The organism is Lysinibacillus sp. LZ02 (assembly GCF_050613145.1).
Taxonomy (GTDB): Bacteria; Bacillota; Bacilli; order Bacillales_A; family Planococcaceae; genus Lysinibacillus_B.
The window spans coordinates 3,149,257-3,173,421 of sequence record NZ_CP192507.1 but is presented as its reverse complement, the minus strand read 5'-3'; the positions used below and the strand labels follow the sequence as shown (position 1 = coordinate 3,173,421).

Below are 24,165 nucleotides of genomic sequence, written 5' to 3'. Positions count from 1 at the left end.
GAATTTATGTGGTTTTCTGACATCTTTATTATAGATGATATATAGTTTTGGACGCTTAACATGCGTGACCTATGTTATGGATAATAATTAAATGGAGGTCATGTTGATGGAACGAATTGAGGATTTTACAAAAGAATTACAACGAAAAGATCGTGATTACTTATGGCATCATATGTCAATGTATAAAGAACAGTCATCCCCAATGATTGTTTCGTCTGGAGAGGGTGCCTGGATTACAGACAGTAATGGTAATCGTTATTTAGATGCAATGTCTGGATTGTGGGCTGTTAACATAGGGTATGGGCGGGAACGTTTAGCAAAAGTAGCTTATGAACAAATGAAAAAAATATGTTATGTTTCATTGGTGCAAAGTCATGAGCCTGCTATTACGTTAGCGGAAAAAATTAATCATCTGCTTGATGATGACTATATGATTTTTTATTCCAATAGTGGATCCGATGCAAATGAGGTGGCATTTAAAATGGCACGGCAGTTTCACGAACAAAATGGCGAGGCATCCCGTTTTAAATTTATTTCTCGTTATCGTGCTTATCACGGCAGTTCTTTTGGTGCATTGGCGGCAACAGGACAATCATTGCGAAAATATAAATATGAACCTTTAACACCTGGCTTTTTACATGTTGCCCCACCTGATAATTATCGTCGCCCAAAAGGACAGTCAATTGAACTTTATAACATCGAACGAGCACTAGAAATTGAAGAGAAAATTAGATGGGAGCAAAAAGAAACGATTGCAGCGGTCATAATGGAGCCACTTATTACGGGAGGGGGAATTTTAATTCCTCATCCAAGTTATGTGAAAGAAGTAAAACGTATTTGTGAACAGTACGGTGTATTACTTATTATGGATGAAGTTATTTGTGGGTTTGGTCGTACCGGGAAATTTTTTGGTCACCAACATTTTGATATTAAGCCGGATATTATTACAATGGCAAAAGGGCTCACGAGTGCCTATTTACCTCTCTCCATTACAGCTGTTCGTAAAAATATTTACGAGAAATTTAAAGGAGAGGATGGTATAAGCCATTTCAGACATATAAATACATTTGGTGGTAGCCCAGCCGCCTGTGCAGTAGCTTTAGAAAATATTAAAATTTTAGAAGAGGAAAATCTAATTCAACGCTCTAAAGATTTAGGGGAACAGTTACTTTATGAACTACAGGATTTATTAGAATTATCATTTGTCGGTGATGTCCGAGGTTTAGGTTTACTTATTGGAATTGAATTAGTGGAAGAAAAAATTTCTATGCAACCAGCAAGTAAAGAACGCGTAGATAAAATTATTGCAGATTGTAAAGCAAATGGTTTAATCATTGGAAGAAATAGTGATACGGTTGAGGGTTTTAACAATATTATTACATTAAGTCCTCCCCTTTGTTGTACAGATGGTGATATTGAATTTATTATTGCTGTTTTAAAGAAAGTATTTCGAGCTCAAAGCTAATGAATCTTTCTAGGTGAATAAATAGGCAAGCATCCCCAAAGGAATGTTCTATATATCATAAGCTACAGTAGAGGAGGGGATGTAATGTCACGCTATAACAGAGGACCTCGCTATAATAGAGGGCCAGGGCGCGGATTTTTTGGAGGGCCTGGCTTTGGTGGAGCACTACTTCCATTTGGAGGCCCATTTTTAGGCGGATTTTTAGGTAGCTTTTTAGGAAATGCCATATACCCACCATATCCACAATATCCGTCATACCCACCATACCCATCATATGGACCGTACCCACCATACGGCCCATACCCACCATATCCATACTATTAATGCTACCCATTTTCAAAAGATGAAAAAAGCACACAAAGCTTAAAAAATAGGCTTTGTGTGCTTTACTTATTGAATGCCTTGCTCTTTTTTCATCCGTTCAATTTCTTCTTTCAAATCATCATGTACTGTACCTTTCCAAGGTTTTACACCAGCAATATAGGATGAGCGGCTCATAATATGTCCCCCAACAGGACCTGTAATGAAAATAAATAAAATCCCGAGTAGGATACGGGCATTGAAATGATCTTCAATCAGCCAAAAGTGAAAGAATACTCCGAGTAAAATACACATAACCCCGAGTGTTGCACTTTTTGAGGCAGCATGGGCACGCGTATATAGGTCAGGCAGTCGGTATAAGCCGATTGCTGTGACGATGATAAATAATACACCGATAGCGATAAAAGTAATAATTAAAATATTAGCGAGAATTGTCACGTTCGATAATATCTCCTTTCTCTATAAATTTAGAGAAAGCAACTGTACCGATAAACGATAAAATCGCTAACAATAAAATGATTTCCAAGAAGAAGCTTGTATCCACCATAATCGAAAACAAGCCGACTAATGAAATTAAACAGACACCAATTGTATCCAGTGCAATGACACGGTCAGAGGCATCGGGTCCCTTCACAAGGCGATAAATGACGACAATCATCGAAAGCGTCATGAGGACAATTGAGCTCCAAATAAATATAGTCATAAGCGGCTCACCTCCAAAATAGCTTTTTCAAATGAATCTCGAATGGATGCAATCGTGTCATCAACATCTGCCGAATCGATGGCATGAATGTATAAGTATTTATTATCATCCGAAATATGCACGACGACTGTACCGGGCGTTAATGTAATTAAGCTTGAAAGTAGTGTTAGTTCCCATTCTTTTGTTAATGCTGTTTCATATTTAAAAAATGCTGGCTGCATATCTAATTTTGGCTTTAATACAACCTTTAAAACGGCAATATTAGCGAGGATAAGCTCTTTTAGAAATAGTAACGTTAATTTCATAACGGACCAAACCCGTTCCAGGTAAAGGCGTCCTGTAAAGAAACGGCGCATAATCACAAGGGAAAGTGCCCCTAAAAGAAAGCCGATTAAAAAGCCGTTTGCTGTAAAGTGATCAGATAAAAACATCCATAAAAATGCTAAGGAGAAGTTAAGTAAAATTTGCAAGGCCATGCTATTCTCCTCCTTTCATCACTGCATCGACATAAATCGTTGGATCTATAAGCATTTTCGCGGTATTGTCCATAAATGGTGTGACCCATTCTGCCCCAACACCGTATGCAATCGATATGATCACAAGGATAGCTGTCGGATAAAACATACGATTGTAGCGATGTTTCTCTATCGTCACACGCTCACCTTCACTCCCCCAAAACGCATAAATGAAAATGCGAATAACGGAAAGTAATACGATTAAACTAGAGGCTAAAATAAAAATACTACTCCAAATATTCCCTGCTTCGAATCCACCTTGTACAATTAATAGCTTTCCGACGAATCCGCTAAGTGGTGGAATACCGGCTAAACCGAACGCAGCAATTAAATAAAACCAACCGAGTGCCGGATACGTTTTCATCAGGCCGCCCATTTTTCGTAAGTTAGCCGTACCAGAGACATAAATAATTATCCCTACAAGCATAAATAGCACGGCTTTAATAATCATATCGTGTACTAAGTAAAACATCGCGCCTTCTAAACCAATTTCATTCATTTGGGCAACACCAAATAAAATAACCCCAACGGCAATGACGATATTATAGATGATAATTTGTTTCGCATTGAATGTCGCAAGTGCTCCGATGCATCCAGCTCCAATTGTTAGAACAGCTAAGATTAGCAGTAACTCATGCGTATACGCTACATCGTGTACGAAGAACAGCGTGTATGTACGCATAATCGCGTAAACACCTACTTTGGTAAGTAATGCACCGAATAGCGCAAGCACGGGAATTGGTGCTGCACCGTATGAGCTAGGTAACCAAAAGTAAAGCGGGAAGATCGCTGCTTTTAATCCGAAAACCATTAAGAACAACACAGCAATCGTTGTAATAATACCCGGCTGACCGATTTCAGCAATTTTCACTGAAATATCTGCCATACTTAAAGTGCCAACAACGGAGTACAGATATGCTACTGCAATTACAAATAAAGCAGATGAAATGACATTCACTAAAATATATTTAATTGATTCGCGGAGTTGTCCTTTTTTTCCACCGAGCACAATTAATAGGTAAGAAGACATTAACAACACTTCGAAGAATACGAATAAGTTGAAAATATCGCCTGTCGTAAATGCTCCTGTTACCCCAGTTAAAATAAATAATAAGCCAGGGTAGTAGAAGAATTGCTCTCGCTCACGTCCAATTGTTTCAAAACTATACCAAGCAATGAAGAACGCGAGAACGAATGTTGTAAACACTAATAATGTAGACATGCCATCAGCGACCATTGTAATCCCAAATGGTGCAGGCCAGTTCCCGAATGTAACGGATTGAATACCATCAGTTTGTACTTTCAACATGACAAGGAACGAAATGGACGAAGCACAAAATAGTGTAAGTAACGTTAAAATACGCTGTAGTCGTATATTGTTTTGTAAAAACATTAATACCATCCCCATGAAAAATGGGATGATAATCGGAATTAATAGGAAGTTAATCATCATCTTCGCTTCCTTTCATCTTAGTCGTATCGTCTGTGCCAAGTTCTTGATAGGAACGATAAGCGAGTACGAGGAAGAATGCCGTAACCCCAAACGAAATAACAATCGCTGTTAAAATAAGCGCTTGTGGAAGCGGGTCAACATAGCTTGTGACGCCATCTGCTAATACAGGTGGATGGTCACCACCAAAGCCACCCATTGTTAAAATGAGTAAGTGTGCCCCGTGACTGAGTAAACCTGTTCCAATAATAATGCGCAGAAGGGAACGCGATAAAATTAAATAAATCGCAGCCATAAATAAGAAGCCGCATACAAAAGCCATTACAATTTCCATTATTCATCCTCCCCAATCGTTTGAATAATGGTCATTGTCACACCGACAACAACTAAAAATACACCAAGGTCAAACAATGCTGCTGTATGAAGCGACGTCTTTCCGATTAACGGTAAGTTAAAGTAATCATAAGAATGTGTAAAGAAAGGCTTGTTTTGGAACATTGGAAATGCAGCAGTTCCTAACGCTAAAATGAGCCCCGTCGCTGTCATATACATGTAATTTAGCGGCAAAATCGCTTGCACGGTTTTTAAATCATAAGCGACCACCAGTAAAACAATGGCGCTGGCCATTAAAAGCCCACCGACGAAACCACCACCGGGTGTGTAGTGTCCTGCAAAGAAAATATGCACAGCAAAGAAGAAAATCATAAAGAACACAATTTTAGACGTAAATTGCAAGATTAAATTATTGGTTCTCATTTGCTTTCTCCTTTCTGCTTAAACGTAATTTAATCATGGCGTAAATGCCCATACCTGCAATACCGAGTACGGCAATTTCAAATAATGTATCAAAGCCACGATAGTCTACTAATATAACGTTAACGATATTACCCCCACCTGCAAGTGAATATACCGTTTCTTTATAGTACTCTGAAATGGATGCAATCAATTTCTGTGAGTGAGCTGATAAGGCAAGTAGTGTGACCATTGCCCCAACGGCAATCGAGATAATTGCTCGTCCAATTTGGAAGCGCATACGTTCTTCGACACGCTCAAGTTTAGGTAAGTGATAAAATACCATTAAAAATAACGCAACCGAAATCGTTTCAATTACAAGTTGTGTTAACGCTAAGTCCGGTGCATTGAAAATAACAAAGAACAGCGCGACTGTATAGCCGACTGCACCAAGACCGACGATTGCTGTAATGCGAGATTTGGCAAATAGTGTCGTCAGTGTTCCAATAACAAGGACGATAATTAATGTTATATCATAAATGGCAATCGGAGAAACGTTTTCAAATGACACGACAAAAGCATCTGTAATAAACAGTGTGCTAATGACAATTGTTGTAATCGCTGCAAACATATACGTTAAATATTTGCGGATTGAACCTGTCATATAAAGATTTGAAAAGTTTTCTACCCCTTCTTCTAAGACGAAATCAAGGATGAAATCATACAAGCTATTTAATGATAGCTTATTTGGCCATACATAGTATGCTTTTTGCCATTTGGCAAGCGATACAAATAGCAGTAAACCGACAATGACTACCCCAATTGTCATAAGTAATTCTGTTGTAATATGACCGTGCCATGCCTGTACTTCTATATTGACTTGGTTAGGCGATGTGTAAAGGAATGGCTGTATAGCTGCAACAGCTGGCTTCACAAAATAAACCCCAATAATATTTGGGATGAAGAAAATCGCCACAACAAAGCTTGCTAAAATGACAGGCGAAACTAACATACCGACGGGTGCTTCATGTGGTTTTTTTGGTAGTTTTTCTAGTTGTAATTTACCTGTGAAGGTTTTAAACACAAAGTAGAAGCTATACACAAATGTAAACACACTTGCTATCCAAGCGATAATCGGGAATAGCACACCAAAAGTCTCAAAATTGAATAAGTTGAATTCTTGGACCGAAAGCATAGCTGTTAAAAACATTTCTTTACTCAAGAAACCGTTAAATGGAGGAAGTCCCGCCATAGAGAAACTCCCGATTAATGCAACAGTAAAGCTGACAGGCATTAAGCTCATTAAGCCGCCGAGCTTGCGAATATCACGTGTACCTGTTTCATGATCGACAATCCCAGCTATCATGAATAAGCTTCCTTTAAATGTAGCATGGTTAATCAAATGGAAAATCGCTGCGAACCCAGCGTATTTAAATACATTGCTCGCTGCATCTTCTACATGAAAGGCCATTGCACTGACGCCTAATAAGGACATAATAAGACCGAGCTGACTCACTGTTGAGAAAGCTAAAATACCTTTTAAGTCCGTTTGTTTTGCGCCAAATAAAGAGCCCCAGAATAATGTTAATAATCCGATTCCCGCAACAAGCCAAATCCATACTTCCGACACCGCGAAAATAGGGGTAAAACGAGCAACTAAGTAAATACCCGCTTTCACCATTGTGGCAGAGTGAAGATACGCTGACACGGGTGTAGGCGCTTCCATTGCATCTGGTAACCAGATATAGAATGGGAACTGTGCTGACTTTGTAAATGCTCCAAGTAAGATTAATACTAAGGCTAATGTGAAATATTCGTGGTTAGCAATATGACTAGCATTGGCAATCAACTCACGAATAGAGAAGGAATCACCCATGATGGACAGTAAAACGAAGCCTCCAAGCATCATTAAACCACCAGCAACCGTAATCATCATCGACTTTAAGGCACCGAAGCGAGACTTATCTCGATTAAACCAGTAGCCAATAAGCAAGAACGATGAAATCGATGTTAACTCCCAAAATAAATAAAGTGTAATGACATGGTCAGATTGAACGACTCCAAGCATCGCAGTCATAAACATTAATAGATAAATATAGAAGTTATGCAGTTGTTCCTTCGTTTTATCTAAATAAAAGATCGAATAAAGCACCACTAACGAGCCAATTCCTGTGATTAAAATGGAAAAGAGTATGCTCAATCCGTCTAAATAGGAAGTGAACGAAATATTTAATGACGGAATCCACTCGAATGTAGAAATAGCGGTATCTCCATTCATCGTCATTTTGACAAATGGAATATAGTAGCCTAGTAAGGCGAGCGGCACTAGCAGTACAAACCATCCCGTGTGTATAGCTCGAACTTTTTTAAATAGTAAAGGTAACAAAAGTGCTGCAATTATCGGAATGAATATGGCAAGTACTTGCATTGCAATGCCTCCTTTCAAATATGTTTTATATCAATAAGCCAATTATAACGTAAAGTTCGTATCGTTGCATGCCAACTATTACCTTCTGTTGTTGCGATGAGCGATATTTATTGGGTATTATTAAATATGAAGGAACAACAAAAAAATGGGGTTAAAATTTTATGAAAAATCCATATTTATATGGTTATTTACCGTTATTTACGATTTTGCTTTTTAGTTTAACATTTGGTATTTATGCTGTTTCAGAATCGATGAACTTATTTCAAGCAATTGGTGTATATGCAGGCATGAGAGAGTTTTTATCGGATATGGAGCTAAAAGTATTTTTACTTATACTATTTGCGCTCTGTTTTTTTATGCTTTTTTCAGCGCTCAAGCTCATAGGAGAAACCATTCATGAACTGGGGATGCTATTTTTCTCGAAGGATCAAAATGGAGAAACGATGAGTGTGGCACGTGGGGGTTACGTCATTTTCTTTTTTGGGGCGTTACTATCAGCGGTGGGTATCCAGTCACTTGCCTTATTAATTAGTATTTTTGTCGTAACAGTAGCCATTTATTTTGTGTACACAGTATATAAAATGAGTCATTTTATGAGCTTAACGGGACTGATTGGATTAATCTTTTTTGAAATTTTATTTTGGACATTATTTAGTACAGTGATTGTATACATCGTAATCAAGTTATACAATGGGGTAATTGCTAGTTTACCGTTTGTGTAGAGGGATGAAAGAGGGTATTTATGACGTTATATACGTTATAAATGCTTTTTCTTTTTTTCGAGAAGTGAAATTATTTCACAAAAAACATTGTATTTTTAGAAAATTAAGTATATTCTAGTGGTGGTTGGACCAATGGGGTTTACGTATGATGTAAACACATATTTAAGTCCTGATATTTTATAGTGTCCAATCTTTTTAGGTTAATTGGTTGGACCTATTATGGTGGGGTGGAAAGAAAATGAATTACATCGAACAATTAAAAGAGATTCTTCCAACTGATCAAGTCACAACGAATGAAGTCATGTTGGAACAACACAGTAAGGATGAGTCGTATCACAAGCCACATTTACCGGATGTGGTAGTGTTTCCGAAGACAACAGAAGAAGTCAGTAAAATATTACAGTTTGCGAATGAACGCAAAATTCCGGTAGTACCATTTGGTCTTGGGACGAGCCTAGAGGGACATGTTATTCCATATAATGGTGGAATATCGCTTGATATGTCTTTAATGAATGAAGTATTGGAAATTCGTAACGATGACTTTTTAGTACGTGTTCAGCCTGGGATTACGCGAACACAGCTAAATAAACAATTAAAGAAATTCGGCTTGTTTTTCTCCGTAGATCCAGGGGCAGATGCGACACTTGGAGGAATGGCTGCGACAAATGCAAGTGGTACAACCTCTGTTAAATATGGCATTATGCGTGATCAAGTACGTGATTTAGAAGTTGTACTAGCAGATGGACGCATTATTCGTACAGGCGGTTTAGCAGCAAAATCATCATCTGGTATTCATTTAAATGGCTTGATGGTTGGTTCAGAGGGGACATTAGGCGTTATTACAGAATTAACCTTACGTGTTTATGGAATTCCAGAAAAAATTATGGCCGCTCGTGCCACATTCCCGACAGTACAGCAAGCAGTTGATGCTGTCGTTGCCATTACAGGGGCCGGTATTCCGATGGCGCGTATGGAACTTGTAGATCAGCGCAGTATCCAATTAGTGAATGCTAATTCGGACACTTCATTTGAAGAAGCACCAACATTATTTTTAGAATTTCATGGTAATGAAGCGGGGCTAAATGCAGATATTGCATTTGCGCAAGAAATTTTGCAAGATATCGGCTGCCTAAATTTTGCCTTTGAACAAGATGAAAAAGCCCGCAATCATTTATGGGAATTACGTCATAATCTTGCCTATACGTATATTCACTCGTCACCTAGAAAGAAATTGATGACAACAGATGTAGTTGTACCAATTAACTCATTACCAGAGGCGATTGAAAATACCCGTGCCAAAATTGATAGCATGCAAATGGAAGCTGGAATTGTTGGGCACGTAGGGGATGGCAATTACCATGTACTATTAATGATTGATTTATCAAGTGAAGAAGAGATTCAATTAGCAAAAGAGTTAAATGAACATATAGTCAATTTTGCCCTATCTAAAGGGGGAACATGTACAGGTGAGCATGGTGTTGGTGTAGGTAAAGCTAAATATCAGTCGACTGAACATGGCGTAGCTTATGGGTTGATGAAACAAATTAAACATACATTCGATCCAAATAATATTTTGAATCCAGGAAAAATCTTTATCGACTAAGGGGAGGAAGAAGATGAGAAAGTTTCTATTAGGGGTATTGTTATTATGTATGACGATGGTTGTAGTAGCTTGTGGCGGAGAGGATAATACGACTGCTAGTGATAGCGGTGACGGAGAAACATTCGTATTACAAGCGGGGCATTCATTAGCTGAAGATCATCCATTTGAGCTAGCTATGCAAGAACTAGCGAAAAATGTAGAAGAAAAATCTGATGGTCGTTTAAAAATTGAAACGTTTCCACTAAGCCAACTTGGGGCGGAGCGTGAGTTAATTGAAGGCTTAACATTAGGTTCAGTTGATTTAGTTGTTTCAACATCTGGCCCAATCATTAACTTTGTATCAGATTTCGGTGTATTAGATTTACCATTTTTATTTAATGACCGTGATGCGGCGGTAAAAGTGTTAGAAGGTGACATTGGAAAAGAGTTATTTACTCAATTAGAAGACGTCGGGATTATCCCGCTTTCTTGGGGGGAAAATGGTTTCCGCCATATTACAAACAGTGTTCGTCCTATACAAACACCAGATGATTTAAAAGGATTGAAATTCCGTACACAAGAAAATAAGGTATTTATTTCAGCATTTGAAAAGTTAGGTGCAAGTGCATCACCAATGGCATGGACAGAAGCATTAACAGCATTGCAATCAGGTGTAGTAGATGGACAGGAAAATCCTATTTTAGTTATTGATAGCTACAAGTTATATGATGCAAATCAAAAGTATATGACATTAACAGGTCATGCTTATTCTTCTGCGGTCTTTATGTTAAGTGAGTCTACATACAATAAGTTACCTGAAGACTTACGTGAGATTTTAATGGAAGAAGGAAAAAAAATCGGGGCTTATGAGCGACAATTAGTAATTGATAATGAAACAGAGGCTTTAGCCCGTTTAAAAGAAAATGGCATAGAAATCATTGAAGAGGTAAATGTGGAAGAATTCCGAAGCAAGATTGAAGAGCTTTACAATGAAACATCAAATAAAGAGTTGTTAGATCGAATTTTAGAACAGCAAAAATAAATTTTTAGACAAAATTAGATAAAAACGAGGAGAATATCTTCTCGTTTTTATTTGTCGTTTTTAGTAGCAAAGGATGGAAGGTATGTTCAGTATTGAATGAATAAAAATCGAACAGGAGGGGTTAGATAGTGAGAACATTAATAGATCGCATGAATGCTGTCGTACATATTTTTTTAGTTTTGTTAATGGCTGAACTAGTAATTACAGTATTATGTCAAATTTTATTCCGCTTAGTATTAAATCAGCCTTTAGCATGGACAGAGGAATTGTCTCGTTATTCGTTAATTTGGATTACATTTTTAGGGGCAGCTTATGCATTATCTAAGCGAGCACATATTGGCATGGAGTTACTTGTCGAAAGAGTAAGAGGGATGTTGAAAACCATCATGATTGTATTAGCGGGGATTGTTTCCATGGTATTTTTCTTTATTATGATTAAAGAAGGGATCACCTTGTCAAATCAAGTGATGAATCAACCTTCGCCCGTCTTACAAATTCCAATGGGACTAGTATATGCGGTTGTACCAATAAGTGGTGTTATTTTAATGGTGAACTTATTAGATGTAACTGTTCAACAAATTAAAGAGGAGGCGAAGTAATGGATATTTTATTATTTATCGTATTACTTGTATTATTCATTATTAATGTTCCGATTGCGGTAGCCTTATCGATGACGGCAGTTATTTTTTTTACGATTCAAGGAAATGTACCATTAGTAGCGATTTTACAACGTATGTTTAATTCGGTGGATTCTTTTCCACTACTCGCGATTCCATTTTTTATTTTAGCGGGAAAATTGATGGAAAGTGGTGGTATTTCTCAACGACTGATTCATTTAGCTGAAGTGATGCTTGGTCGTGTGAAGGGCGGTCTTGCACTTGTATCCGTCGTCTCTTGTGCGTTTTTTGCAGCGTTATCTGGTTCAGCAGCTGCAACAACAGCGGCCGTGGGGGCGATTATGATTCCAGCAATGGTGAAAAAGGGCTATGATAAAAATTTCTCCACTGCGATTCAAGCTACTGGAGGGACAGTAGGTGTGATTATCCCACCGAGTGTGCCGCTTGTATTATTTGGTGTAACAGCAGGTGTATCAATTAGTGATTTGTTTATTGCTGGCATTGTTCCAGGTATTTTTATTGTTATGCTACTAATGATTTTAGTTTATGTGATCTCTCTTATGAAAGGTTATGGAGGTGGAGAGAAGCATAGTGTGAAAGAATTATTGGTTGCATTAAAGGATTCGATTTTAGCTTTAATGATGCCAGTTATTATTTTAGGTGGGATTTATAGTGGATTCTTTACTGCAACAGAAGCGGCATTAGTAGCAGTAGTATACGGTTTAATTGTTGGTGTATTCATTTATCGTGAAATTAAACTCAAAGATTTATTTGAAATTTTTTCATCATCTATGTTAATGAGTGCGACAATTTTGTATATTATTGCAGGTGCTTCGATTTTTGCTTATTATTTAACGCGTGAACGCATTCCAATGGAAATTACGGAAGCACTGCTAAGTTTAACAGATAACTGGATTATTGCTTTATTAATAATTAACGTCATCTTACTAGTGGTAGGGACTTTTATGGAAACGGCTGCAGCAATCCTCATTTTAACACCGATATTGGCACCGGTCGCTTCTGCATTAGGTATGGACCTTGTGCATTTTGGGATTATCATGATTGTGAACTTAGCTATTGGTTATATTACCCCACCAGTTGGTTTAAATTTATTTGTTGCTAATAAAATTGCTGGAACAAAATTTGAAGGGGTTATGAAAGCGATTATACCATTTGTTTGTGTCATGATTATTGGCGTACTTATTATTTCATTTATTCCACAATTAAGCTTATTCTTAGTAAAATAGGATTATTTTATAAGGGTGTGACAAGTTGGTTCTAGAAATGAAGCCAAATCAAAAAGTATATCAAGTGATTTTCAATAAAATAAAGGATTCCATTATGCAAGGTGAGCTTTTACCTGGTGAGAAGTTACCATCTGAGCGAGAGTTGGCAAATCGGTATAATGTGAGCCGCACATCGATTCGAGAAGCATTGCGTGTGTTAGAGATGAATGGTGTTGTGGAGATTAGGCAAGGTGACGGCACGTTTATAAAAGCATCAAATGTTAATGCGGTCGTTGAAAGTTTATCAGATGTCATTATTAATACAGAAGATACGCTGATTTATGAAATGTTAGAAACAAGACTTGTATTGGAGTCGGAGTGTGCTTATTTTGCTGCGTTACGAGCGACGAGTCGAGATATTGAAAAAATTGGGCGATGTATTGAAGATATGCGCGTTGCAGATAAAGATACAGAACGTGGTGTACTAGCGGATTTACAATTTCATTATAGTATTGCAGAAGCAGCACATAATTCCGTTTTGTTAGGATTGGTCCAAACACTCGGGGGACATATGAAAAAGACAATTCAAGCAACGCGCAATCACCGTTTTGCACGTGACGGGCTATACGAAGAAACATTTAATGAGCATAGAGATTTGTTTTTAGCGATTAGCCGTAGGGATGCTGATGGTGCTAAACAATTAATGATTCAACACATTACAAAAATTCGTCAAGAAATGTCAGAAGTTGCTTTAGAAAATTATCATCAACAGGAAGAGTAAAGAAAAGGTGGAGAAAAACGATGATGTTTTTCTCCACCTTTTTTAAAAGATCAGAAAGTATAAATTTTTTCTAATTTGTAGAGTGTCTATCTCCAACGCATATCGGGGCGAAGAGGTCATTATCACGAAATTTTGCATTGGTAATAGATATTAAGAACGTCGCTGGCACAATTGGTATTGATGGCGAGCGGGCTAGAAAGACATATTCTGCATTTGTTTCGTCAACATAGGATTTGTTTGTCAAGCGAGCAATTTCAAAAAGAGGGGGTAAATATAAAATAAAATAGCAGAGTCGCGTAAAAGCGCTTCGAACCCGCGTAAAAGTGTAGGAAAGTCGCGTAAAACTGCCCCAAACCCGCGTAAAACCATAAGAAACTCGCGTAAAAAACCCCGATACACACAAAAACCATCCTTATGTGAAAGGATGGTCTCATTGAAAGGGTGTCTAGGCATTCGCGCCAAAATTTATTTTGCGACGAAAGCGTAAGCGGGCGCGAATGCGCTTTTCTTAATCCATAATAGCATTGAACATTTTAAAGTGAATTTTATCATTTTCAAGCGACTGCATATTACGTGGTTCATCGTAACCAATCCAAATGGCGGTTGTATAATTTTCTGTCAGTCCAGCTAACCAGAAGTCTTTGAAATCATTTGTTGTCCCTGTTTTAGCGCCTATATACGAAGTATTAGTATATAGCCCTTTACCTGTTCCTTTATAGACGACATCTGTTAATAGGCTACGCATATAACGTACGGTTTTAGTGGACCAAATAGTATCGCGTTCTTTCGGCCATTCATATAAAATATTTCCGTCTAAATCTGTGACTTTCCGAATAGCATGTGCTTCACTATAGCTTCCATCTATAAAACTCGTATAAGCATCAGCCATTTCAAGAGAGGTCACCCCGTAAGTTAAACCACCTAGAGCGGCAGCATAGTTACGGTCTTCATCGACAATGGAACGGAAATGAAAGCGGTCAATATAGCTAAATGCTGGCTCAAGGCCAACTTGCTTTAATAACCGAAGTGCGCTTGTGTTGTAACTCCAACTAAATGCTGTTGAAAGAGATACATGACCATAAACGCCACCACCATAGTTTTGTGGACAAAAGTTACCTACACAGTAATGCCCTCCGCTAATAGTAGAAGATGGTGTGTAGCTCAATAGTTCAATCGCAGGTGCATAATCAATTAATGGTTTAAATGCAGATCCTGGTTGACGCGGTGTTTGGTAGGCACGATGTAAATTGTGCTTTTCATAATTGCGTCCAGCGAAAATGCTAATGATTTCTCGCGTTTCATTGTCAATCACGGTGGCGCTTGCTTCCATATCATATGGGGATAAAATTTGATTCATTGCCTGTTCATCCGCTGCCTGTTTTTTAGGCTGTAAAGCTGTATGAATCATAATTCCGTTTACAAGCAATTCATCAATGATAGTATCAAGTTGTGATGAAATGAGCTGACGATCTTCTGCTGTTTTTGCATTAGCCAGTTGTTCTTCCAATCCTTCGTGATGTGCGACGAGCCAGCGTAATTCTTGTAATACATATGTGCTATAAGCGGGGTACTGTTGAATTTTCTGTTTTACTTGTAATTCGATTGGCTGAGCTTTAAAGTTTTTGACTTCGCTAGTCGAGAGAGTCCCATGTTTAACCAATGTATCAAGTAATCGCTCTTGTCGTTCTTTCGTATTATCAAAATTCTTTAGTGGATCATAAAGGCTTGGGTTATTTGGAATTGCTGCAATAAAGAAAATTTCTGCTATTGTTAGTTTAGCTAGCGGGCGCCCAAAATAATAAGTGGCCGCACTTGCCATACCGTAAACTTGATTACCGAAATACATTTCATTTAAATACATTTCTAAAATTTCATCTTTACTGTACATCTGTTCCAACTCGTAAGCATAAAACAATTCCATTAGCTTACGTTCATATGTTTTTTCTTCCGATAAATAGCGCATACGGACGAGCTGTTGCGTAATGGTACTGGCCCCTTGTTGAATCGATTGTTCAGCTGAATTCGCCATTACAGCCCGAGCAATAGCTGTTACATCAAAGCCAATATGATTAAAGAACTCCGTATCCTCACTATAAACGAAAATATCTTTTACAATTTGCGGAAATTCTTCAAACGGAAGTGGTTCACGCCACTCTACGTATTCCTCGTTAAAAATGTGGTCATTGCTATCTAATAATGTAACGGGCAGTTGTGCCTGTACTTGTGGCAAGTGAATGGATGCCTCCATTTTCTCCTCATGTGTTTTAGCAATCACGATTTCCTTCCATACCTCACTTCCGAAGAGTAGTAGTAGTGGAATGGAACAAAGTATAAGGAAATAACCAAAAATTTGTTTCATATTCCTTCCTCCAACAGTTTGCTCACATGCAAATATAACATATATTTACTATTCGTCATACGTGATTTTTAAGTAAATCCTCTACATATTGCTTCGGCATTTTTTTGATGAAATACACAATAAGAAATGCACTAAAAAAAAGTAGACCTGTTGAATAAAAGACAGCGGGGATACTCCACATACCACTAATTACACCACCAAGAATAGGACCTAAAATATTTCCTAGGAAACGAAAACTTTGGTTATAGCCCATCATTTCACCTTGTACTTCGATTGGTGCTTCCCGACGGATAAGCGCGGATGTGACAGGAATTAAACCGCCTGCAACAATACCGAACAGTAGACGAAGTATCATCAGCTGCCAAAGTGCTGTCACGAGTGCTTGCGGTATAATAAACATTACACAAGCAATCAGTAAATACGTTAATACTTTTTCATATCCAATCCGATCACTTAATTTCCCCCAAAATCTTGCGAATAAAATATTTCCAAGCCCAGTTGCACTGAATGTGATACCAGCAAGTAATGCTACTTCTTCTGTTGCTGTTAAATGTGATACATAAAGAGAAAGCAGTGGTTGAATGCTAAAGTTTCCAATTTGAATAAGCGTTGTAATAAGCATGACATTTAAAAGTAAACGATGATGGAAAATAGCCCAAATGACATTTTTTCGGGAGTAAATGGCCGATTTTTTCCTTTGTTCTACTTTAGGTTCATGCACACCAATTATAATGATCATAGCAGCAATAGCAATGGCAATCGCAGTGAAAATAAAAGTATAGCTAAAGCCGACTGCATCTGCTACCGCACCACCAATTACTGGACCAAAAAGGGTGCCACCAACACTGCCCATTTGCAATGTACCGAGCGTTTTTCCCGCAATTTCTTTTGGTGTATGTTTACTAATAAACGCCATCGATGTAGGAATGAAGCCTGTTACAATGCCCATCAATAAACGCAATAAGAAAAACTGCTCGACATTTTGCACATAGCCCATTAAAAAAATACTAATTGCAACCCCGAAGCAGTTTATAATCATAATAGGTTTATAGCCATATTTGTCGGAAATTCTTCCCCAAATAGGTGACATTAAAAAGGCAGTCATAAATGTTGCAGCGAAAATAAGTCCCGCCCATTTTTGTACATAGCTTTCTGTGAAATTACCGAGTGTATTTATATAAAGCGATAAGAACGGCATAATCATCGTGGCAGAGGCAGCTACTATAAAATTGGCAATGAAAATAATCGTAAAATTGTGTTTTCTATTTTGCATCTATTTTGATACTTCCTATCTATTTTGAACGTTCTATTTAGTATAAGTTATTTCGTGAGGCGAATGAAGTAGTTTTTTAATCGGAAAAATTGTGAAGGTATGGTAAACTTAATCGAGGTATGCAACACCTATATTTATTTAAAGGAGAGACAAGCATGTTTCCACAATTATCAAAAGAATTAAATGCTGGCGAAGTACTAGTAGAAATGAAAACAACAATGGGTGATATTAAAATTAAACTATTCCCACAACATGCACCCAAAACGGTTGAAAACTTTTTAGGTCATGCAAAATCAGGTTACTATAACGGTATTATCTTCCACCGTGTCATTCCAAAATTCATGATTCAAGGCGGCGACCCAACTGGTACAGGTATGGGTGGTGAATCAATCTGGGGTGGTACATTTGAAGATGAATGTGTACCCGAGTTATTAAATATTCGCGGTGCCTTATCAATGGCGAACGCGGGTCCTGGCACGAATGGTTCTCAATTCTTTATCGTACAAGCACCTCAAGTAGAAGTGTCAATGTTAAAGCAAATGGAAGTACGTGGCTGGTCTAAAGAAGAGGTAGATGTATACAAGAAAAACGGTGGTACACCTTGGTTAGATGGCAAACATACAGTATTTGGTCAAGTAATCGAAGGCATGGACATTGTTGACAATATTACGAACGTTGACCGTAATATGCACGATAAACCAAAAGAAGATGTTAAAATTGAATCGATCACTGTTTTTGAATAATAACGAAAGAAGTGTGAGATGATGGATCAATTCATCCTCAACTGGGGTTTCTTATATTTTCCAGAAGATAAGTCGACTTATCTTCCAGCTGCCATTGAAATGATGTTGCTATTTGTAGTCGTGTTTTTAATATTTAAATGGCTACGTAAAAATTCAGCAAAACAAGCGGCAGAAGCAAAAAAGCTTGAAGAACGTGCATTAGAAGAACGTGATAAGCGTATGGAAAAGGAAAAAGAAAAAGAAAATGCCTAGAAAAAAGCTTCCAAAGTACCTGATCTTTGGAAGCTTTTTTTATTTGATGGTCTTATTTTTGAAGTGCCTTTTTAAATCGTTCTACACCCTCTTGAATTGTTTCAAACGGAGCAGCGACATTCATACGTAAGAAACCGCGACCTGCTTCACTATATTTTGTTCCTGGATCTAGCGCCAGTTTACCAATTGTTAGCAGTCGATTCATCATATCTTTTTCTTCGATGCCTGTCTCTCGGTAATCAATCCAAATGAGATAGGTTGCTTGTGGTTTCTGAATGTGAATGCCTGGAATTTTCGTTAGCTCTTCTATAACGTAATCCATATTGTTCGATAAATAAGTGCGTAGTTCATCTAGCCAAGCATCACCTTCCGTATAGGTTGCTTCTACTGCTGTTGAAACGAATGCATTTAATTCGAAAAGACCGTGTGCTGCACCGTACTGTTCCAGTGCTCGTTTTAATTCCACATTGGACGAAACCGTCATCGCTGCTTGAATACCTGCGATATTAAATGTTTTTGTAGGTGCAATACATGTAATAATGTTCGCTTCATTTGCTCGTGCGACCGTGAGTAGTGGAATATGCTTGTTGTCACCAATAAGCAAATCCGCATGAATTTCATCGGATAAAATGAACACATCATGTTGAATCGCGAGCTCAATAATTTTTTCGAGATCTTGCTGTGACCATGTCATACCGCCTGGGTTATGTGGGTTACATAAAATATACATTTTCGCCTCTTTAAAAGCAGCTTCTAACGTATCAAAATTAAAGCGGTATGTACCATTTTCTTCATGTAAATCACACATGATTAAATCGCGTTTTTGGTTTTTTGGTACGTTAAAGAATGGTGGATAAATCGGTGTGGAGACAACAATTTTATCATTCGGCTCTGTAAATGCACTGACGATATTAGCAATTGCCGGTACGACACCGCTATGGAAAAGCATTAAATTTGGATCAATTGTCCAATTGTGTCGGCGCTCAAACCAAGAGACAATGGCATTTTTACAATGATCATCGACAAGGGAATAACCGAAAATAGGATGTTCCAATCTTTTATGTAAAGCATCTACTACAGCTTGAGGGGGAGCAAAATCCATATCAGCTACCCACATCGCTAATAGTTCAGAAGCATCGTCCATATTGTAAACCTTCTCCATTTTGTCCCACTTTAGTGAGCGGGTATTTCTACGTGGATAAACTTGATTAAAAACTGACATACTATCACTCTTTTCTTTTTGTTAGTCTTACATATATGTTATCATACGAAATAGTAGAAAGAGTAGTCAGGGGAGTTATTGTGGAAAATATTGAAATGAATAAAAAGGCAGTTTGGATGCTTGTGCATTGGGACCCTTTTAAATTAGGTAAAGATGGTTATGATACAGAGACAGCTGATGTGGTAGCAGCATTACAGGGAATAGATAATCCGAGCGATTTAGCGAAGGTGATTCAAAATGTTTATGAACATTCATTTGAACAGTGGATTCCGTTTGAAGAATGTGTAGAAATGGCTCGTAAACTAATTGCGATAAAATTTGAAGCGAAATGTATCATTTAGAAAGATACGATTTTAATAATGTAGTTGATATAAGGGCGCATTTTGGATGCCATTCATATTAATGGATACTTGGTGATTTAGAGGGTGCCCCGAAAGTTTTTACTTTCGAGGCACCCCCTTTGCTTCTTAATAAATATCTACTAAAAACATTGTTCCTGCGGTGTCCCCGTTATAAACCGTCCATTAAGTTAGAAGCAGGTACTTCTAAGACATTTGATAATTTTAAAATCGTTTGTACCGAAGGCGTTGACTCACCATTCTCATACATGGCTAATTTTTCAACCCCAACTTGCGTTTTTTTAGATAAATCTTCTAATGACCAATTGCGTTCTTCGCGTAGCTGTTTTAATAAATCATGTAATTTCATCGTCATAAAGCGAGCACATCCTTTCGATTTCAGTTTGTTATAGTTATTATAATACGAGCTGATTTATAAATAGCTTTCACATTTTGTCTAAAAATTGAAAATTAAAAGCCGTCTTCATAAAACGATATGAAGACGACTTTTAACTTATGCGAATACATGGCGAATCAATATGACGATGATCGCAATTGGTGCAATATAACGAACGATTAGTAGCCACGTTTTAAAAAGAAATGGGGAAGATTGGAATTCTTCCTGTGAGATTTTCTTTGAGTAATGGAAGCCAGCAAATAGTGAAGTAAGTAATGCACCAATCGGCATCATAATACTATTTGTTAAGTAATCAGCAAAGTCAAAGAAGTTTTTACCCATAATGGTAAAGTCACTCATAATACCATATGATAAGGCACTTGGAATTCCGACAATAAAAATAATTGTAGCGAAAAGCCATGAAGCACGTTTACGCCCCTGTGTTTTCTTGCCCATTCCAATTGATACAACAACCTCTAATAGTGCAATAGATGAAGTAGTCGTTGCAAATAACAGTAAAATGAAGAAGATGATTAAAAATAAACCGCCCATCGGCAATTGTTCGAATACAGCAGGAATCATAATAAATACAAGTCCAGGTCCTTGCTCAGGCGAATAACCAAGTGCGAAAACAGCTGGGAAAATAACAAGTCCAGCTAAAATGGAGATCCCAATATTCATAATCGCTACATTACGTGCAGAACTAACAATGTTTTCTGTACGTGGTAAATAGGAAGCATACGTAATCATTGCGGATACACCGACACTTAGAGAGAAAAATGCTTGGCCAAGTGCAAGTAATAATGTTTTCGCATTTAAGTATGACCAATCTGGTACAAACATAAATTTAATACCTTCCATTGCACCGTCTAATGTAATCGAGCGAATGAACAATAGAATAAAGAAGATAAACAGTAAAGGCATCATCCATTTACTTGCTACTTCGATACCACCTTTAATACCAGCCTGTACAATTAATAGTGTCAACAACATAAACGCGCCTTGTGCCATTAATACTTCTACTGGGTTTGAAATAATCTCACCAAATAAGGCAGCGAAATCTAAACCTTGCCCTGTTAAACTCATCGAAACCGCACGGAATAAATAACTTAAAATCCAGCCACCTACAACACTGTAGAACGATAAAATTAAACCACACGCTATTAGACCTAACCAACCAATCATATACCAAGGTTTACTTGGTGCTTGTGCTTTAAATGAATTAATCGGATCAAGTTGACCGCGTCGACCAATCATGAACTCTGCAATTAAAATCGGAAGACCAATAAATACAGTACATAAAATGAAAAGAAAGATAAAAACACTTCCCCCATTTGTACCAGCCATATACGGGAATTTCCAAATCGCTCCGAGACCGATTGCACTACCAGCAGCTGCTAATATAAATCCAATCTTAGAGGCGAATTGATCTCTAGATGACAAACATAAAACCTCCTTAAAAATCAAAAACAGTATTCATTCTATCGTACTTTATAATGAAAACAAAGTCATTTTTCTAAAAAATTTTAAAATTTTTTAGAATATTTCGTAGTGTATAAATAATTATTGTAAAAAAGTAAAAAAAGAGAACATGTAGGTACATGTAGGACATTCTTTGTGGGGAATGTTTTGATATGTTATAATTTAACATGACGATTTCGTAGATAAAGTATAGAGAAAGTAGGAACAAAGCTATGGCAAAAAAATATGAAGTAGGTGAAGTGTTAACTGGTAAAGTAACGGGAATTCAACCGTACGGTGCATTTGTTGCGTTAGATGAAAATACACAGGGACTTGTTCATATCTCAGAAATTACGTATGGGTTTGTAAAGGATGTACATGATTATTTAAACGTCGGGGACGAAATTACTGTAAAAGTACTTGAAGTAGATGATGATGCCAAGAAAATAAGTTTATCCATTCGAGTGCTACATGAAGCGCCACAACAAAGAAAGCGTGAACAAGTACCGCGTCGATCGCTTCAAGACCGTGTAGATGAGGCCGATGCAAATGGATTCCAGTTATTAAAAAGTAAATTACAAGATTGGATTAGTCAGTCAGGTGAATGATGTCAAGGAATGTGCTTATCATAAAGGATTAGCACATTCTTTTTAGTGGATAAGAAAGTATGGAATTTAAGGAAATCCACATAAGTAAGAACATCATCTCGACCTATTTTGGTCGAGGTGTGTCTTTCTAATTTTAACGATTAGTCAAGCATACATCTATAAAAGGCGTTAGTAGTATGATGTGTTGTAAAAGGGGCTATTTTTTCTTCGTCATGCTACATAAGCGATAATGTCGTTAAAGGAGCGATGAGAAATGATTCCATATAAGCATGAACCATTTACTGATTTTTCAATGGAGAATAATCGTGCGGCGTATGCAAAGGGGCTCGATCTAGTCGAAGGATATTTAGGTAAGGAATATCCACTGATTATTGGTGGGGAACGTATTATAACAAAAGAAAAAATTAGGTCGTATAATCCAGCGAAAAAAACGGAAGTAGTGGGGATTGTTTCGAAGGCGACAACAGCACATGCAGAACAGGCGATGCAAGTAGCAGAAGAAACATTCAAAACGTGGAAAAAGGTAAATCCGAATGTTCGCGCCGATATTTTATTTAAGGCAGCCGCGATTATTCGTCGCCGGAAATTTGAGTTTTCTGCATTGCTAACGAAAGAAGCAGGAAAGCCATGGCATGAAGCGGATGCGGATACCGCAGAGGCAATTGACTTTTTAGAATATTACGGTCGACAGATGTTGCGTGTGAAAGAAGGGCAAACCGTTGAAAGTCGGCCGGGTGAGTTTAACCGTTATGACTATATCCCGTTAGGTGTGGGCATTATTATTTCACCATGGAATTTTCCGCTAGCCATTATGGCAGGTACAACAGTAGCTGCTATTGTAACGGGGAATACAGTGCTATTGAAACCGGCATCAACTACTCCAGTCATTGCTTATAAGTTTGCAGAAGTTTTAGAAGAAGCGGGGCTGCCACCTGGGGTATTAAATTTTGTGCCAGGAAGTGGCGCAGAAGTAGGCGATTATTTAATTGATCATCCGAAAACACGTTTTATTAGCTTTACAGGTTCTCGTGATATAGGGCTTCGCATTAATGAACGTGCAGCTAAACCGGCACTAGGGCAAATTTGGATAAAGTGTGTGATTGCTGAGATGGGTGGTAAAGATACCATTATCGTTGATAGTGATGCAGATTTAGAACTAGCCGCACAATCTATTGTAAAGTCTGCATTTGGTTTTTCAGGTCAGAAATGTTCTGCGTGTTCACGTGTTGTTATTGTAGGAAATGTCTATAATAAGGTGATAGAGCGTGTAGTGAGTTTAACAAAAGCATTAAAAATGGGCGATCCTGTAAATCAAGAACACTTTATGGCGAGTGTGATTGATGAAAAGGCGTTTAAGAAAATTACAGAGTATATTGAAATTGGAAAAGCAGAAGGAAAGCTCATCGTGGGCGGCGGTAGTGATGATTCGGTAGGATACTTTATTGAACCAACTGTTTTTGTTGATGTTGAACCAACTGCACGGATTATGAAGGAAGAAATTTTTGGTCCTGTAGTAGCCATTACACAGGCAAATGATTTTACAGAGGCGATTGCTATTGCGAATGATACGGAGTATGGGTTAACGGGTGCGGTTATTTCGAATAATCGGATGCATATCGAGCAAGCCCGTGAGGATTTTCATGTCGGGAATTTATATTTTAATCGAGGGTGTACAGGTGCAATTGTAGGATATCAACCGTTTGGTGGTTTTAATATGTCTGGTACGGATTCAAAAGCGGGTGGTCCAGATTACTTACAACTCCATATGCAGGCCAAAACAATGTCGGAAATGCTGTAAAATGCTCTGAAATGTTATGGATTTTGTATTATCAGGTAAAAAATATAGATCGAAAGTCATGTGTAGTCGTTTTTTTATTAGGATAAAATGTAAGTAAAATATGACAAAATAAATAATTTATAAAAAGTGT

Annotated in this window: 25 protein-coding genes; 13 read left to right on the top strand and 12 right to left on the bottom strand. The window is 37.7% G+C overall.

The genetic code is table 11. The features are described from left to right. The first annotated feature begins 106 nt into the window (after positions 1-106). Both ACQQ2I_RS15405 and ACQQ2I_RS15400 read left to right on the top strand, forming a co-directional pair. Positions 107-1,465: an aspartate aminotransferase family protein gene (locus tag ACQQ2I_RS15405; protein WP_431027659.1), complete on the top strand. Its 1,359-nt coding sequence runs from the start codon at positions 107-109 to the stop codon at positions 1,463-1,465. Between the two features lie 84 nt (positions 1,466-1,549). Continuing rightward, the gene (locus tag ACQQ2I_RS15400; protein WP_431027658.1) at positions 1,550-1,789 is read left to right on the top strand and encodes a hypothetical protein; all 240 of its coding nucleotides are present in this window, start codon (positions 1,550-1,552) and stop codon (positions 1,787-1,789) included. Positions 1,790-1,855: 66 nt separating this feature from the next. Here the strand turns inward: ACQQ2I_RS15400 and mnhG are convergent, their stop codons facing one another. The 7 genes from mnhG to ACQQ2I_RS15365 are packed head-to-tail and all read right to left on the bottom strand — an operon-like array spanning position 1,856 to position 7,614. Continuing rightward, positions 1,856-2,224 carry a monovalent cation/H(+) antiporter subunit G gene (gene mnhG, locus ACQQ2I_RS15395; protein ID WP_431027657.1) on the bottom strand — a complete coding sequence of 123 codons (369 nt, stop codon included), beginning with the start codon at positions 2,222-2,224 and terminating at the stop codon, positions 1,856-1,858. Further along, positions 2,208-2,489, bottom strand: a complete 282-nt coding sequence (locus ACQQ2I_RS15390) for a Na(+)/H(+) antiporter subunit F1 (RefSeq protein WP_431027656.1) — start codon at positions 2,487-2,489, stop codon at positions 2,208-2,210. Before ACQQ2I_RS15390 ends, mnhG begins: the two co-directional genes overlap by 17 nt. Further along, complete coding sequence (locus tag ACQQ2I_RS15385) at positions 2,486-2,965, bottom strand: Na+/H+ antiporter subunit E (protein ID WP_431027655.1); 480 nt, start codon at positions 2,963-2,965, stop codon at positions 2,486-2,488. The genes ACQQ2I_RS15390 and ACQQ2I_RS15385 overlap by 4 nt, the downstream gene beginning before the upstream one ends. 1 nt (position 2,966) lies before the next feature. Beyond that, a complete protein-coding gene (locus ACQQ2I_RS15380) occupies positions 2,967-4,454 on the bottom strand; it encodes a Na+/H+ antiporter subunit D (protein ID WP_431030528.1) in 1,488 nt (495 codons plus the stop codon). Next, the gene (locus ACQQ2I_RS15375; protein WP_431027654.1) at positions 4,447-4,788 is read right to left on the bottom strand and encodes a Na(+)/H(+) antiporter subunit C; all 342 of its coding nucleotides are present in this window, start codon (positions 4,786-4,788) and stop codon (positions 4,447-4,449) included. The genes ACQQ2I_RS15380 and ACQQ2I_RS15375 overlap by 8 nt, the downstream gene beginning before the upstream one ends. Beyond that, positions 4,788-5,210: a Na(+)/H(+) antiporter subunit B gene (locus ACQQ2I_RS15370; RefSeq protein ID WP_431027653.1), complete on the bottom strand. Its 423-nt coding sequence runs from the start codon at positions 5,208-5,210 to the stop codon at positions 4,788-4,790. The genes ACQQ2I_RS15375 and ACQQ2I_RS15370 overlap by 1 nt, the downstream gene beginning before the upstream one ends. Then, positions 5,197-7,614 (bottom strand): Na+/H+ antiporter subunit A, encoded by a 2,418-nt coding sequence (locus tag ACQQ2I_RS15365; protein ID WP_431027652.1) that lies wholly within the window; start codon positions 7,612-7,614, stop codon positions 5,197-5,199. The genes ACQQ2I_RS15370 and ACQQ2I_RS15365 overlap by 14 nt, the downstream gene beginning before the upstream one ends. 161 nt (positions 7,615-7,775) lie before the next feature. Here ACQQ2I_RS15365 and ACQQ2I_RS15360 point away from each other — a divergent pair, with 161 nt between their 5' ends. The 6 genes from ACQQ2I_RS15360 (at position 7,776) to ACQQ2I_RS15335 (ending at position 13,584) form a co-directional block, all read left to right on the top strand. Continuing rightward, positions 7,776-8,336, top strand: coding sequence for a YufK family protein (locus ACQQ2I_RS15360; protein ID WP_431027651.1), 561 nt, complete (start codon positions 7,776-7,778; stop codon positions 8,334-8,336). A 238-nt stretch (positions 8,337-8,574) separates the two neighbouring features. Further along, positions 8,575-9,939, top strand: coding sequence for an FAD-binding oxidoreductase (locus ACQQ2I_RS15355; RefSeq protein WP_431027650.1), 1,365 nt, complete (start codon positions 8,575-8,577; stop codon positions 9,937-9,939). Positions 9,940-9,952: 13 nt separating this feature from the next. Continuing rightward, a complete protein-coding gene (locus tag ACQQ2I_RS15350) occupies positions 9,953-10,960 on the top strand; it encodes a TRAP transporter substrate-binding protein (RefSeq protein ID WP_431027649.1) in 1,008 nt (335 codons plus the stop codon). Positions 10,961-11,088: 128 nt separating this feature from the next. After that, on the top strand, positions 11,089-11,559 hold the full coding sequence (locus tag ACQQ2I_RS15345; RefSeq protein ID WP_431027648.1) for a TRAP transporter small permease: 471 nt from the start codon (positions 11,089-11,091) through the stop codon (positions 11,557-11,559). Beyond that, positions 11,559-12,824 (top strand): TRAP transporter large permease, encoded by a 1,266-nt coding sequence (locus tag ACQQ2I_RS15340; protein WP_431027647.1) that lies wholly within the window; start codon positions 11,559-11,561, stop codon positions 12,822-12,824. The genes ACQQ2I_RS15345 and ACQQ2I_RS15340 overlap by 1 nt, the downstream gene beginning before the upstream one ends. A gap of 37 nt (positions 12,825-12,861) precedes the next feature. After that, complete coding sequence (locus tag ACQQ2I_RS15335) at positions 12,862-13,584, top strand: FadR/GntR family transcriptional regulator (protein WP_431027646.1); 723 nt, start codon at positions 12,862-12,864, stop codon at positions 13,582-13,584. 508 nt (positions 13,585-14,092) lie between these two features. Here the strand turns inward: ACQQ2I_RS15335 and ACQQ2I_RS15330 are convergent. Both ACQQ2I_RS15330 and ACQQ2I_RS15325 read right to left on the bottom strand, forming a co-directional pair. After that, positions 14,093-15,943, bottom strand: a complete 1,851-nt coding sequence (locus ACQQ2I_RS15330; RefSeq protein WP_431027645.1) for a transglycosylase domain-containing protein — start codon at positions 15,941-15,943, stop codon at positions 14,093-14,095. Positions 15,944-15,998: 55 nt separating this feature from the next. Then, positions 15,999-17,216, bottom strand: a complete 1,218-nt coding sequence (locus ACQQ2I_RS15325) for an MFS transporter (protein WP_431027644.1) — start codon at positions 17,214-17,216, stop codon at positions 15,999-16,001. A gap of 155 nt (positions 17,217-17,371) precedes the next feature. Between ACQQ2I_RS15325 and ACQQ2I_RS15320 the strand changes: the two genes are divergently transcribed. Together ACQQ2I_RS15320 and ACQQ2I_RS15315 are read left to right on the top strand one after the other, a co-directional pair. Next, the gene (locus ACQQ2I_RS15320) at positions 17,372-17,959 is read left to right on the top strand and encodes a peptidylprolyl isomerase (RefSeq protein ID WP_431027643.1); all 588 of its coding nucleotides are present in this window, start codon (positions 17,372-17,374) and stop codon (positions 17,957-17,959) included. Between the two features lie 18 nt (positions 17,960-17,977). Next, the gene (locus ACQQ2I_RS15315; protein ID WP_431027642.1) at positions 17,978-18,211 is read left to right on the top strand and encodes a hypothetical protein; all 234 of its coding nucleotides are present in this window, start codon (positions 17,978-17,980) and stop codon (positions 18,209-18,211) included. A gap of 52 nt (positions 18,212-18,263) precedes the next feature. On the opposite strand, the gene ACQQ2I_RS15310 is transcribed toward ACQQ2I_RS15315, so the two are convergent. Further along, positions 18,264-19,433, bottom strand: a complete 1,170-nt coding sequence (locus tag ACQQ2I_RS15310; RefSeq protein ID WP_431027641.1) for a MalY/PatB family protein — start codon at positions 19,431-19,433, stop codon at positions 18,264-18,266. An 80-nt stretch (positions 19,434-19,513) separates the two neighbouring features. Here ACQQ2I_RS15310 and ACQQ2I_RS15305 point away from each other — a divergent pair, with 80 nt between their 5' ends. Further along, complete coding sequence (locus tag ACQQ2I_RS15305; protein ID WP_431027640.1) at positions 19,514-19,774, top strand: DUF1871 family protein; 261 nt, start codon at positions 19,514-19,516, stop codon at positions 19,772-19,774. Positions 19,775-19,943: 169 nt separating this feature from the next. Here the strand turns inward: ACQQ2I_RS15305 and ACQQ2I_RS15300 are convergent, their stop codons facing one another. Further along, complete coding sequence (locus ACQQ2I_RS15300; protein WP_431027639.1) at positions 19,944-20,147, bottom strand: helix-turn-helix domain-containing protein; 204 nt, start codon at positions 20,145-20,147, stop codon at positions 19,944-19,946. Positions 20,148-20,285: 138 nt separating this feature from the next. Further along, positions 20,286-21,611 carry a sodium-dependent transporter gene (locus tag ACQQ2I_RS15295; RefSeq protein ID WP_431027638.1) on the bottom strand — a complete coding sequence of 442 codons (1,326 nt, stop codon included), beginning with the start codon at positions 21,609-21,611 and terminating at the stop codon, positions 20,286-20,288. A gap of 251 nt (positions 21,612-21,862) precedes the next feature. Between ACQQ2I_RS15295 and yugI the strand changes: the two genes are divergently transcribed. Together yugI and pruA are read left to right on the top strand one after the other, a co-directional pair. After that, positions 21,863-22,237: a S1 domain-containing post-transcriptional regulator GSP13 gene (gene yugI, locus ACQQ2I_RS15290; protein WP_391373133.1), complete on the top strand. Its 375-nt coding sequence runs from the start codon at positions 21,863-21,865 to the stop codon at positions 22,235-22,237. 253 nt (positions 22,238-22,490) lie between these two features. Next, a complete protein-coding gene (gene pruA, locus ACQQ2I_RS15285; protein WP_431027637.1) occupies positions 22,491-24,035 on the top strand; it encodes an L-glutamate gamma-semialdehyde dehydrogenase in 1,545 nt (514 codons plus the stop codon). Positions 24,036-24,165: the final 130 nt, after the last annotated feature.